Source organism: Lentzea sp. NPDC051208 (assembly GCF_040682435.1).
GTDB classification, from domain to species: domain Bacteria; phylum Actinomycetota; class Actinomycetes; order Mycobacteriales; family Pseudonocardiaceae; genus Lentzea; species Lentzea kristufekii.
This window is the reverse complement of the sequence record NZ_JBFBAW010000002.1, coordinates 257,608-270,786: the sequence shown is the minus strand read 5'-3', so window position 1 is coordinate 270,786 and position 13,179 is coordinate 257,608. Positions and strand designations below refer to the sequence as shown.

Genomic DNA, 13,179 nt, shown 5'->3' with positions numbered 1-13,179 from the left:
CCCTCCCCTCAGTCGAGCACGTTACGGCAGACCACCGACAACCCGCCCGCGTTCCTGGATCTCGTCCAGCAAGCGACCAGTGACCCGTTCCTCCGGAACCGCCGACCCGTGCTCGCGCATCGCGTTGGCCAGCCCGTCGTCCCAGGGCGCCTCGGTGATCCGTCCCACCGGCGTGCCGTCACCCAACGCCCGCAGGTAGTCCTCAGTTGCCATGCGCCAGGGCGTGGCGCCCGTGCGGGCGATCACGTGCGCGGCGATCCGCACGCCCTCACCGTCGAAGTCACCGTGGTAGCGCAGCGTGGATCCTTCCGTGGCCAGCCCGCGCAGCAGGGCGATCACCGCGCTGTTGGGCCACCCCGACGTGCACACCATCGGCGGGCACGAGGGCCCGAGCCGGGCGACCGCCACCGCGAGCACGCTCGGGTTCTCGAAGACCCACACCTCCTGTGGCGAGCCGACGAACGAGGTGGCCCGCACCTGTGCCAACGTCAGGGCCGCGACGTGCCCCTCGTCCGCGCACACCCGCAGGACTTGGCCGCCGACACCGCTCAACCGCAGTCCGGCGGCCAAGACGACCGACGACAGTTCGTCCTCGACCACCCCGGCGCTCTCCCACAGCGCCCGACGCTCCTGAGCGTTCTTCGGCAGCTCCACGTCGTGCAACTCCGCCAGCGCCCGCAACACCAGCCCCGCGCCCCGCGTTCCCTCGTCCAGGGCGTGCGGATCACCGAGCAGGTTCTCCGCAAGCACTGGCAGAGGCACGCCCGCCGCGGGCAATGCGGCGAGGATTCTCAAGGCACGATCGAGTTCCCTCCTGGTGCGCTCGACAGAACCGGCGATGAGCCCTGCCCGCCGAACGGAGTCCACCCACCCCTTCAAGGCCGGTTGGCTGGTGACCACGACATGGCTGTCCAGCCACGCCCACAGCTCGGAGCGGGAGGCATCGGCCAGCGCCCGCTGGCCGGCCCGGTCGTCCAGCGGTCCCAGCAGGGCCACGACAACCTCGCGCGCGCCGGCACCCACTGCGGACATCAGCAACTCGTCGAGCGCGGCCATCGACACCGTCGCGTACTCGCCCGGCAGGCGATCAGTTCCCAGCAGATCGGCCACAGCCGACCGCTGCTCGTCGTCGAGAGGGCCGGCCTTCACCCGGCTGACCTGACGTCCAGACGACATCCGGTCGTGCACGGCCTTCCACAAGGGCATCAGGGCAGGCGACCCCAGCCGGTCCAACGCACGCATGATGCCAACCTTGGCAGAACCGCTCATCGTCAACGCAAGCGCGAGACCGCCGCCTCGAGTGACACGAGCCGCCGGAGCAACCAACGACGAGGTTCGGCAAAAGCGGCTCCAGAAGCTCTCCACCAACGGCAAGAGTCCAGCATTGGCGGAGATGGTCAGAGAGCTGTTGGTAGGGCGATCAGCTCACGCGAGGTGATGAACGTGCATCAGCTACACCCCGAAGCGCGCACCGGCGGCATCCGGGCTGGGCGGCAGCCGGAGGCGGTTCAGCAGGAAGGGTCCACCTCGACGATTGAGGCGAAGGCGCACATCGAGCGACCGCTGCTTGCAATGAGCGCTTAGGTGGTGGTGAAGAGGTCACCGGCGACTCAGTGGGCCGCGACTCGTTGACCTGGGGATTCGCGAATCTAGGTCACGAGACTTTTCATAGATCTCGCGAGTTGGGGGAGGACTCCTGCTCCCCAATTGCTCCCACGCAACGCAAATAGCCTGCCAACGAAGATCGTCGGCAGGCTATTTGACCTGGTAAAACACACTGTGGGCGATACTGGGATCGAACCAGTGACCTCTTCGGTGTGAACTATGGCTCTGAGACCGCGCTGACCTGCGGAAACAATACTCCTGCAGGTTGGCGCGGTTCCGTTCAGGTCCATTGAGGACCGTTTCGGCACGTTGAACGCACGGAGTTGCTCCCAATCTGCTCCCACTCCGTGCTCCCCAGGGGCGCCAGTGGTGTCTTGGCTGTGGTCGGCCCGCGTGCTCAGCGATATGAGCGGACGTTGTGCCGTGGGTGGCTCACCTGGAATTTCCTTGGTTGATCCTCACCTGGTTGTTCGGAGTCGGGTTACTGGATGATCGTTCATCTCAGTAGCTCGGAGGACAGCCCACGATGCCCAAGAGGTACGCACCTGAGTTTCGGCGCAAGGTGCTCGACCTGGTCGCGTCCGGTCGCCGTGTCGCCCAGGTCGCGGCGGATCTCGATATCAGCGATCAGACCATTTACACCTGGCGCCGCCAGGAGCTCGTTGACACCGGGCAGCTGTCCGGGACGACCAGCGCCGACAACGCCGAACTGCTCTCCGCACGTCGACGGATCGCCGAACTCGAGGCCGAAGTCGCCGTCCACCGCCGAGCTGCCGAGCTCCTCAAGAAGAGCAGCACCCCAAAAGACGGTACGAGGCGGTCACGGTGATCGCCTCGGAAGGAGGATCGGTCCAGGTGGCCTGCCGCGTCCTCGGGGTGTCCGCGTCCGGCTACTACGACTGGCGAGACCGCGCGCCCTCACCGCGGGCGATTCGTCAGGCATGGTTGACCGATCTGATCCGCGAGATCCACGTCGAGTCGTTCCAGGTCTACGGCGCCCCGCGGGTGCACGCCGAACTCACCCTCGGCAGAGGGATCGTCATCGGCACAACACCGTCGGGCTTCTCATGCGCCGCAACGGAATCAAGGGACTGCCCAACCGCCGCAGGCCGCCCCCGCGACACGACACACCCACCGCGGTGGACCTGGTCGACCGCGACTTCGCCCGCAGCGCACCGAATCAACTGTGGGTCACCGACACCACCGAACACCCCACTCGCGAAGGCAAGGTGTACTGCGCGGTCGTGCTCGACGTGCACTCCCGACGCGTCGTGGGATGGTCGATCGACTCCAGCCAGACCGCCGCCCTGGCGACCAACGCGCTCGGCATGGCGGTCTTGAACCGGTCCCCGCTGTCGAACACGGTGATCCACTCCGACCACGGAGTCCAGTTCACGTCATGGACTTTCACCAAGCGTGCCAGGGAATCCGGACTGCTACCGTCGATGGGATCGATCGGCGACTGCTATGACAATGCCATGATCGAATCGTTCTGGGGACTTGTGCGGACCGAACTGCTCGACCGCCGGCGTTGGCGCACCCGTATCGAGTTGGCCAACGCCCTGTTCGAGTACCTCGAGATGTTCCACAACCGACGCCGACGCCATACCGCACTCGGGATGCTCACCCCGATCGAGTACGAACTGCAACACGCCAGGATCGCTCCAGTAGCGTGAACTCCAGTAACCCGACTCCGTCAAACGGGGTGAGGATCAGCTTTAGCCGAGTCGTGACTCGCCGCGGCCGCGCCGGCTGCCCACGTATGCCTGCTGGCGCAGCTTCGCGAGCCAGTCAGGCGCGAGTCGCAACTCAGGCGGCAGGTTGTGCACTGGGTCAAAGGCCGTTGTCATGTCGCTGTCGTGGGAGTGAAGTACGACTTCGGCGACCTCGTGCCACGCGGCGTCCCTGCCGGATGCGTGGAGGGTGAACTGCGCAGGTGGCTCGCCCGCGCCGGGAAGTGCCATGAACCACACCAGCTCCCCGTCGTAGCGGTAGGGCGTCAGCGTACTGAGCCTGGCGTCACGCCAGCGCCGCGCGATCATCGGTATGAACCGTGTCCACTTGCCTGTGCCCGTTGTAGACAACAGCAGGTCCCAGGCACCCGACTCGGTCGGTATACGTAGTGCGAGGCCGAGCACGTCCGGTCGGCCTCGGCCGGTGCCGACGCCTTTGGACAGCCGGGCGAGGACGGTCGCCGAGGCGGGAAATGGCGGGGCACCGCGGATCTTACCAGTCATATGCACACCTCGCGGATGAACAGCACGGGCGTGGCGTGCGCGGGCGAGCCAGCGGAACACAGTGGTCAGCACGCCGTCATGTACCCGCTGAAGTCGCTTGGAAACGCCTTGTTCCAGATCTTCCGGCGGGTCAATTCTGCGATTGTGATGCTGCTGAGGGCACTGGCGTGTATGCGCCACACGAGGACACCGCGCTTCTCACCGAGCCGGTCGTCAGCGGTGCGGTTGTCTGGGGTGGCTTAGTGGGAATGGCTCTCGGCGCGGCGCACGGTTCGACCGCCGAAGCGCCCTGGCCAGATGAGCTGGCCGGAGCTGGTACGGGGCCAGAGCAGTCAAGCGCGCAGCACCGCCTGGATGACGTGCGGTCGGCATCGGTGAAGCTGAGCGGATCGCCGGTCACCCTGCTGGCGCTTGGACGCCCGGACCAACGCGGGTCCTACAACAATGAAGATCGGGAGCTCTCTCGGTAGCGCTGGCCGCGACCGCGGCGATACCTGTTGCCCGTCCTGATCGCGGCGCCCGCGCACGCCGACGACCAGTCGGCCGCGCCGCGGGCCGCCGTGGCGGAGGTGGCCGAGTTCGAGTTCACCGACTACAGCAGGGACAAGTTCGTCATCCGGCTCACCGACCCCGCCAAGATCGCCCACGCCAGGCGCGTCCTGCGCGGCGAGGAGACCGACAAGCCGACCAGGTCGTCGTGGTGCGCTGGGGCGCCGGGTCGATTCCGGCGTCTTTGAGGATCTGCCAGACGGTGGAGGCTGCGACCTTGATGCCGAGCACGAGGAGTTCGCCGTGGATCCGGCGGTAGCCCCAGGCGGGATTCTCCCGTGCCAGGCGCAGCACCAGGAGCCGGATCGAGCGGATGGTCCGTGGACGGCCGAGCCGGTTGGGGCGGGATCTGATCGCGTGGCGGCGTGTGATGAAGTCCTGGTGCCATTGAAGCACTGTCTCCGGGCGCACCAGCAGACGGAGCCGATGAAGCGCATCGACCGGAAGTCGGTGCAGCAGTGCCGCGAGGAACGCTCGGTCGTCGGGGGAGAACCGTGGACGGGCGTTACCCAGTTGGCGTTCCAAACCGTGATCTGGTGCCGTAACGCCAGGATTTCCGTGTCCTTGTCCCAGTCGCTCATGGGCAGCAGGCGCAGCAAGGCGAACGCGTTGGTCACACCGAGGTAGGCCAGTCGGAGCAGCACAGCCGGTCATCATGCCGTGCTGGACGACATCACGCGGATGGCAACCGTAGCCCGTGAGAGCTTCAGGCACTTGGGCTATGTAGGCCTTCCAACTGTATGGATGAGGTTCTCGGCAGGCACAACGCTCCTGCGCCACCTGAACCTGCCGGACGGCGCGGCGTGCGGCGACCTGGCCCGGCTCACTGCAGTTCCCCCTGGCCAGAGCTGCACGACGGGTGGCCAGTTCGCGTACACGGACGCACGCCGCGTGCGCTCGCACACGAGCCCGCTCGGCACCCTCCACCGCGGTGATCACTACCCCAGGGTCCCCCGATGGAAGCCGTTCAAGAAACTGAGGCCGCGCCGGTGACAGGCGCCATCGCGGCCCCGAACCACTTCGCTCGGGCCGGCACCGAGGACGTGCTCATCTACGAGCGGCGGAGCAGTTTCCGCACCACGGTGACCGCGACCGCGACGGCCAGCACCCACGGGCCGGCCACGATGACCGGGTCCAGGACCTGGTGCTTGACGTCGGACCGCTTCTGGCCGACGCGGGAGGAGATGCCGTGTCGGGAGAACTCGCTCAGCACCCCCGTCTCGGTGACCGGGTTGTCCGGCCGGGCCGTCAGGAACGAGCTCAGGTGGCTCTCCCACGCGTCCACCCGGTCGGCTGCCAGCAGCAGCAGCCAGTGCGCGGCCCGTCCCTCGCTGAACTTCCGGTAGGCGAGTCGGCGGATCATTCCGGACGCCCCTTTGGGCGGGCAGGAGGTGCCGAAGACGGGGGTGAGGAACTTGTGCTCGATCGAGCGTTCCCGCGGCCACTTCTCCGGTTGGCGGTCCGGGAAGTCCCAGTGCGCGCCGGTCCGGTCCTCCTGCCACTGCAGCTTCGGCACCGACGGGCGGTCCTTCGGATCCAGGTCCGCGCCCCAGCCCGGTATCCGGGCCCGCAGCTGGTCGGTGGACTCGGGCAGCGGCGGCTTGTCCGACGTGTAGGTCATGGCGGTCGTCTCCTTCAGGCGGCGTTGGGCACGATCAGCGGCTTGATGCAGCCGTCCAACTTGGCCGAGAACATGTGGTAGCCCTCGGCGATGTGCTCCAGCGGGATGCGGTGGGTGACGATGTCGCTGGGCTTGAGGTAGCCGTTGCGGATGTGCTCGAACAGTCGCGGCCACTGCCGCTTGACGTGGCACTGGTTCATCCGCAGCGTCAAGCCCTTGTTCATGGCGTCGCCGAACTTCACCGCGCTGAACATCGGGCCGTAGGCGCCCATCACCGAGATCGTGCCGCCCTTGCGGACCGAGTCGATGGCCCAGTTGAGCGCTACCGGGGAGCCGCCCTGGAGCTTCAGCTTGGCCGCGGTGACGTGCTGGGTGAAGTTGCCGTCCGCCTCCGCGCCCACGGCGTCGATCGCGACGTCCGCGCCGAGATGGTCGGTGATCTTCTTCATGTGCACCACGATGTCGTCGCACTCGGTGAAGTTCACGGTCTCGGCGTGGGCGAACGTGCGGGCCTTGGCCAGGCGGTACTCGAGGTGGTCGACGACGACGACGCGGCCGGCGCCCATCAGCCAGGCCGACTTCGCCGCGAACAGGCCGACCGGCCCGGCGCCGAAGACCACCACCACGTCACCCTCGACGATGTCGCCGAGCTGCGCTCCGAAGTAACCGGTGGCCAGCGCGTCGGTGAGCAGGACGGCGTCCTCGTCGTCCATCCACTCCGGAATGACGGTTGGCCCCACGTCGGCGAACGGCACCCGGACGTACTCGGCCTGGCCGCCGTCGTAGCCGCCGCAGGTGTGGGAGTAGCCGTAGATGCCGCCGACGGCCGTGGCGTTGGGATTGACGTTGTGGCAGTTGGCGTACAGGCCACGTGCGCAGAACCAGCACGTTCCGCAGAAGATGTTGAACGGCACCATCACGCGGTCGCCGGGAACGAGGTTGCGCACCGCGGGCCCGACCTCCTCGACCACGCCTATGAACTCGTGCCCGAACGTCATGCCCACGCGAGTGTCGGGCATCATGCCGTGGTAGAGGTGCAGGTCGGAGCCGCAGATCGCAGCCATCGTGACCCGGACGATCGCGTCGTTCGGGTGCTCGACGACCGGCGGGGCCTTCTCCTCCACACGGACCTTGTAGGGACCTCGGTAGACCATCGCACGCACGGCGTCTCCTTCGACCGTCACTTCGGTGGGCACCGACCGATGCAACGGCGGGCCACTCGCCAAACCGGCAGGTACCCGCTGTCTCAGTGCATAACCCGCTGCGCGCAGGCAAACGTCGACCGCGGTCGATGATGGAGACCTTCCGGAGTGGTTCGCTCCGACATGCGTCGGCCCGGCCTGCTGACGCGGCGTGTCGAGTGCTGCGGCCGTGTTGCGCGGAGACGATTTTGGTCACTTGGTTCACGCACAGGCGTTCGATGCATGCAGCAGCTGACGCATATCTGCCGTGGGAGTAAGTTGGGAGGAAATTGGGAGAAGTCAAGGCATGACAACAGGATCGAGCTGCGCTCAAGTGCGTCCAACTGCGCCGTCGTGACCTGCCGGTTCGAGGTATTCGCAGGTCAATCTGTGATCCGGTCCACCCTGGGGGTCAAGGGGTCGCAGGTTCAAATCCTGTCGTCCCGACGGTCTGAATCAGCCCGCTGATTCTGGGTGAAAGCCCAGGTCAGCGGGTTTTTTCATGCGCTCTTTTCGATCTTGAAGTGACTGTCCACAGTGGTCTGTACTGGTCGGTAACCCGGTGTTTGGGACGATTTTGGGAGAATCGGTTCGCGCGGGGCGAAATGGGGTCGCGTTGCCTAAAGCGAATCGTGTCCTCCGTTCGGGTGTTCTTCCAGGCCGTGATCGGCGTGCGGCGGATTTGTCCAAGCGGCACTGCCTGGCGATCTCGTAGATCGTGCGCGCTGACACCTGGTGCACTGGGTGGTGCTGGTGCCGTGACAATCACTGATCGGGCTGCGGTCGTCTGTGGTGGTGTTCCAGTGTGCGTCGGGACAGGGTCAGCGAGGTTGGACGGGCATGCTTCGCCCGCGAGTGGCGTAGCGCTGTGGGGTCATCGCCGTGTCGGCCGGATTTGAAGGTTCGACAGTAACTGCGCAGGTTCGAATCCTCGGCGGGAGTGCCAAAGGATGGGAACAGGGCTGACCAGCGGATTTATAGCGGCAGCCTGGTGGTCGAGTGCCGGTTCGAGCTCCAGTCGTCGGAGTGAGTGGACCTAGGCGGTGGGCGGAGCGTAACGAGCCGTCCACCGCCTACGTGCTGCTCGACTGGCGGTGCGTCTCGCAGGGCCAGGACCGAGCCGTCCGACAGCCAACGTCTTCCCGCGCGGTCGAGATGAATCCCGACGCCCTTTCAAATATCTCTACCGCGCGGTCGCGGTAGTAGCGAAAGTCGAAGGCCATCGCGCCCCCGCCTCCAGGAAGGAACACGAACGCGATGCACCCTGCGTCAGGCTCGATCTCGGCAGGACGTAGCCCGAAGCGTGCTCCACGTGCTCCACGTGCTCGACGGTCACGGGTTCGCTTGAGGCGACAGCGCCAAGCACCTGGAAGTACTCAGTTCAGTTCGGTTGGCCGATTGCTGTCGCGCCGTCGCAGCTTGAGATTGCGCTGCGAGCCTGGCGCAGCGACGACATCTTGTCCCCGAAGGAGACGTCGTTCATGTTGGTCAGGTGCGAGTTGGGTCGCACACACAGCTTCCTCCCCAAGCGGTTTTTGTTCTCGTAGATGACCCAGTACGTGCTCGTCTTGTTCACAAAGCTGCTCGCCTTGTCCTCAAAACCCAGGTCGTCGAGGTCGTCGCTGCCCTCGCCGTTGGTGAAATCGATGAACCGGTCGCGGTAGCCATTGTCGTCCCAGAACGTGATGTAGCCGGAGTTACCTGGCAGTGCGGTGGGCGCGGCTGCCGCCGTGACGGGCATCGCCACGCCGAGAGCTCCAGCAACACATACCGCCATTACCAGTCCGTACTTCAATTTCTGCATCGTGACTCCTCGTGCTGATCGTGGTGTCGTTCTGCGGCTCGTTGGCCGCGATTCCCAGGTGTAGTAGTGATGTGGCGTTGTCCGACGCCGAGGGCTGGGCGCCGGACATCAACTTGCTTGGACGTCTGAACCCGCTGCCGAACTCGATCTCCTGCAGGGGTTCCGATCATCGCGGTGTTGGTAGCGCAACCACTGCCTGCTCAACCCTCTTGACAGCGCAACGCTGGTTCGCGACTTTCAGGAGCACGGCGAGGTCGACCGGCTCTCCGAGATCCCACTTGATCAGGTGCGGCTGCGGAGAAACGGTTGGCCCACGCTCGGAGGCGACTGGGCGCAGACCGTTCGCGTCGGCTCAGCAGCGGCCTTCGTACGTCATGCTGCGGACAGCTACGAACCCGGTCGTCTTCCCTCCGAAGATCGTCTGCCCGGGAGCCACGCACGGATGCTGATCAGGAGCGTTCCTAAAATCGATCTTGATCTTCTGCGATCGCATGGGAATTCGCTCGCAGTTCTTGTAGTACATGTAGTAGGCGTACACGCCCGGCGTCTCTTCCTCGCGCTTCTCGTACGAGTATCCGATAGGAGGCGGGAAGTCGGAGCAGCTCGCGGCGACGGTCACGGGTGACGACGCGCCAGCAGACTGGTCGGCAACGCCGGTTCCCGGGGCGACGACCGCGCACCCGAGCACAGCCAGTCCAACTGCAAGTGACCGTATTACCTTCATTTGTTCTCCCCTGGAGCATCGAAGAGTGGCCGTTGCCGTTCTCGACTGTGCAGGCCCGACCGTGAAGACTTCTCACAGGTGTTCTGTACGGCGCTGGTTGAGCCGCTGTGTCCGGTGGCAGGGCGGCTTCGAAACGGAGGCGAGGCGCGTGTCGGTCGCGGTGCCTCTGCTCTGTCAGGTCAGTGCTGGCTCACCAGTCAATCGATGAGTCGCGGGTCGAGTTGTTGCTGCATGCGTTCGGCGTCGTTGTCGCGGCCCTGTTCCCAGAAGAGTTCGAGTGCCTCCTGCCAGGCTGTGGCGGCCTGCTCGTGCTGGCCGAGGGCGGAGTGAGGGTGGCCGAGGTGCTCGAGCGTGCTGGCGACCTGCACGCTGTTGCCCATCGCGCGGAACAGGATGAGAGCCCCCTCGTACTGATGGATTGCCTGCTGATGGTGGCCGGTGTGGTGGTCGATCCATCCGAGGCTGTCCAGTGCGTCGGCCTCGCCTTCGCGATTGGCGTGGTGGCGGTGCAGAACGAGGGCGGCTCGGCAGTGATCGCGGCCGGTGTCGTAATCGCCCAGCAGGGCGGCGTACCAGCCCACTCTGTTGAGCGTGTCGGCCTCGTGCAGTGGCTCATCGAGGGCGCGGTAGAGCTCCAAGGCGCGGCGGGCGTGCTCCATGGCCCGTCCGTTGTCCCCCGACTGTGCCCAGGCCTGGGACAGCGCCTCGTGGCTGTAGGCCCGCTGGATGGGGTCGGGGTCGTCTTCGGCCAAAGCGAGAGCCTGGCTCAAGTGGTCGATGGCCTGCCTGTGCTGTCCCAGCTCGGCGTGGGCGAGACCGAGTCGTCGGTGGATGCGCTCACGGGTGTTGGGGTCGGGTAGGTGCTCAATGACGTGTGCGGCGGCTTGCCACATGGCCAGCTCGGCGTGGCGGTGCCCGCGTCGGGGGTGGTAGGTGCTTAGCGTCCAGGCCAGGTGCCACACGGCTTGCGGGCGGTCCTGGGCGGTAGCCGTGTGTTGGGCAGCGATCAGGTGGTGGATATCCAGCCAAGCCAGGGCGGCCGAGGCGTCGGGTAGCGCCTGGAAGTGGGCATCGGAGCTGGGTTGGTCGAGCGCGATGGGCGCTCGACGGGGGTTCAGGACGCGATCTGCGGTGTAGGCAGTGTGCAGGTAGAAGTCCACCGCCCGCTGCAGCGCCGCCCGCCGCGCAGGCTCCGGCAGGTCGTTGCGCGCCGTGAGTACGGCGTAGGCGCGGATCAGGTCGTGCATCAGGTAGCGCCTGCCGGGTGCGGGGATGACGAGGGAGGCGTCGGCCAGCCGGCGGAGCAGAGTGCGGGTGTCGCACACGGGCAGCCCGGTGAGGCTGGCCGCAGCGGGAAGATCGATGTCCGGTCCAGGGGCGATTCCGAGCAACGCGAACGCGGTGCGTTCCCGGTCGGTGAGGTGACGCAGAGACCAGGACAGCACCGTGGGCAGGCTGGTGCTGGGGTCGTCGGAGTCCAAGGCGTCCAGGCCGAGTTCGCGCAGGTCGGTCACGATGTCATCGAAGAGGTGGGCGTCCGTGCGGATGCGGGCGGCGACCAAACCGACCACGAGCGGGAATCCGCCGCACCGGGTGACCAGCTCGGTGACCTGCGCGGCAGCAGTGCCGCCGTGGACGTCGTCGAGTGCCGCGTCGATCACGGTGCGGGCTTCGGCGTCGGTCAGCACGTCGACCTGGACCGGCTCGGCGCCGTAGCGGGTGAGCAGCGCGGGGAGCCGGTCCCGGCTGGTGATCACGACGGTGCAGCCGGTACCGCCGGGCAGCAGCGGCACGACCTGGTCAGCGGTGACGGCGTTGTCCAGCAGCACCAGCATCCGCTTGCCGGCCGTGCGCGTGCGGAAGAGCGCGGCGCGGGCATCGAGGTTCTGAGGTTGGTGATCGCGGTCGACGCCGAGGGCGGACAGGAAGTCGGCCAGCACGTCGAGGGCCTGCCGGGGTTCGCCCACACCGAAGCCGCGCAGATCCACCGACAGGTGCCCGTCGGGAAAGTGGTGCAGGTTGCGGTGCGCCCAGCTCAGCGCGAGCCAGGTCTTGCCGATGCCACCGGCACCGGAGATCACTACCGTCGTCTTCCGCTGCCCGTCCTCCCGCGACGAGGAGCCGTCGGGGGTCGGCAAAGCGCGGTCGAGTGCGGCCAGCTGGGCCACTCGACCGGTGAACGACCGCGGTGCGGTCGGCAGCTGGGCAGGCGCGACCCATGGTCTGCCAGCGGTGGCGGTGGGAAGGACGGGATCAGCGGTCAGAATCCGCCGGTGCAGGTCCTGCAGCGCGGCGCCAGGATCGGTGCCCAGCTCCTCCACGAGCCGGTCCCGCAACCGCCGGTAGTGCTCCAGCGCGTCGCCGGTGCGCCCGGCTTGGTGCAGGGCCAGCGCGCACTGGCCGGCGATCCGCTCGTCCAACGGGTGTTCGGCGGCCAGTGCGGTCAGCTCGGCCACCAGCTCGCTGCCCCCGCCCAGGCGCAGCCGGACGTCGGTCAGGTCGTGCTGCACGGCCAGGCGTTCCAGTGCGAGTCGATCTCGTTCGAGCTGGGCCCATGCACAGTCCACGCCGGTCAACGCGTGTCCGCGCCATAACAGCAGTGCGTCGGTCAGCAGCCGTGCGGTCCGCTCGTCGTCGGCTTCCGCGGCGGCAGTGCCTCGCAGGTCGCGGAACCGGTGCAGGTCCACCACCGGCTCAACGGTGTCCGCCACCAAGGCGTAACCGCCTGCACGGTGCACGATGGCAACGCCATTCGCGGAGGCCAGGGCCCGCCGCGAACGAGAGATGTAGTTGTGCAGCGTCGCCCGCGCCCGCGGCACTGCGTCCACGCCCCAGACCCGCTCGACCAGCCTGTCCACCGGCACGACCTGCCCGGCGTCGACCGCCAAAGCCGCCAGCACACATCGCTGCCTGGGGGTGCCTAGGTCTACTGAACGCCCGTCGATCTCGGCACCGACCTCGCCCAACACACGCACCACGACCTTGACCGCCACACCCACCGCTCTCTTCGAACGCATTCGAGACAACGGGTATAGCTTGAACAGCGCGATACAGGAAACCTTGGAGCCGGTTCACCCGATCGGTCGTGCATCACCACCGCGACCCCCGTCTGAGGACCGGAGAGCGAGGTGCTGGGCAACCTGGTCACCAACGACTACCGCGTTGAACTGCGGAAACATGACTCCTGTGGGGGTCGGCGCGGGTCCGTTCAGGTCCATTGAGAGAGAGTGCGGAAGTGCAGCCTCATCTGGAGGCCAGTGGCGGCGGCGTTCCTTCTGCCGGCTGATGATCCCGACACGTGCCGCCGCCCTGGCCGGACTTTGGGCAGGGCACCAACCTGCGCGAGATCGTTGTGCGCGCAGGGCCGGACTTTGGGCAGGGCACCAACCTGCGCGAGATCGTTGTGCGCGCAGGGCCGGACTTTGGGCAGGGCACCAACCTGCGCGAGATCGTTGTGA

The 13,179-nt window shown here is 66.7% G+C and carries 8 protein-coding genes and 1 pseudogene; 2 read left to right on the top strand and 7 right to left on the bottom strand.

Annotation, left to right across the window (positions count from 1 at the left end; genetic code table 11):
- Nucleotides 1-21: 21 nt before the first annotated feature.
- Entirely contained in the window at nucleotides 22-1,242 is a 1,221-nt protein-coding gene (locus tag AB0M48_RS05620; RefSeq protein ID WP_363836167.1) for a TIGR02679 family protein, read from the bottom strand.
- Nucleotides 1,243-2,131: 889 nt separating this feature from the next.
- Between AB0M48_RS05620 and AB0M48_RS05615 the strand changes: the two are divergent.
- A pseudogene (locus AB0M48_RS05615) lies at nucleotides 2,132-3,281 on the top strand (IS3 family transposase).
- A gap of 42 nt (nucleotides 3,282-3,323) precedes the next feature.
- Here the strand turns inward: AB0M48_RS05615 and AB0M48_RS05610 are convergent.
- Nucleotides 3,324-3,842: a hypothetical protein gene (locus AB0M48_RS05610; protein ID WP_363836166.1), complete on the bottom strand. Its 519-nt coding sequence runs from the start codon at nucleotides 3,840-3,842 to the stop codon at nucleotides 3,324-3,326.
- Nucleotides 3,843-4,339: 497 nt separating this feature from the next.
- Between AB0M48_RS05610 and AB0M48_RS05605 the strand changes: the two genes are divergently transcribed.
- Complete coding sequence (locus AB0M48_RS05605; protein ID WP_363836165.1) at nucleotides 4,340-4,579, top strand: hypothetical protein; 240 nt, start codon at nucleotides 4,340-4,342, stop codon at nucleotides 4,577-4,579.
- 863 nt (nucleotides 4,580-5,442) lie between these two features.
- Here the strand turns inward: AB0M48_RS05605 and AB0M48_RS05600 are convergent.
- From AB0M48_RS05600 to AB0M48_RS05580, 5 genes are all read right to left on the bottom strand, one after another.
- On the bottom strand, nucleotides 5,443-6,012 hold the full coding sequence (locus tag AB0M48_RS05600) for a hypothetical protein (RefSeq protein WP_363836164.1): 570 nt from the start codon (nucleotides 6,010-6,012) through the stop codon (nucleotides 5,443-5,445).
- A 14-nt stretch (nucleotides 6,013-6,026) separates the two neighbouring features.
- On the bottom strand, nucleotides 6,027-7,208 hold the full coding sequence (locus AB0M48_RS05595; RefSeq protein ID WP_363836163.1) for a zinc-dependent alcohol dehydrogenase: 1,182 nt from the start codon (nucleotides 7,206-7,208) through the stop codon (nucleotides 6,027-6,029).
- Nucleotides 7,209-8,574: 1,366 nt separating this feature from the next.
- On the bottom strand, nucleotides 8,575-8,997 hold the full coding sequence (locus AB0M48_RS05590) for a peptidase inhibitor family I36 protein (protein WP_363836162.1): 423 nt from the start codon (nucleotides 8,995-8,997) through the stop codon (nucleotides 8,575-8,577).
- Between the two features lie 352 nt (nucleotides 8,998-9,349).
- Nucleotides 9,350-9,721 (bottom strand): hypothetical protein, encoded by a 372-nt coding sequence (locus tag AB0M48_RS05585; RefSeq protein ID WP_363836161.1) that lies wholly within the window; start codon nucleotides 9,719-9,721, stop codon nucleotides 9,350-9,352.
- 197 nt (nucleotides 9,722-9,918) lie between these two features.
- Nucleotides 9,919-12,738 carry a BTAD domain-containing putative transcriptional regulator gene (locus tag AB0M48_RS05580; RefSeq protein ID WP_363836160.1) on the bottom strand — a complete coding sequence of 940 codons (2,820 nt, stop codon included), beginning with the start codon at nucleotides 12,736-12,738 and terminating at the stop codon, nucleotides 9,919-9,921.
- Nucleotides 12,739-13,179: the final 441 nt, after the last annotated feature.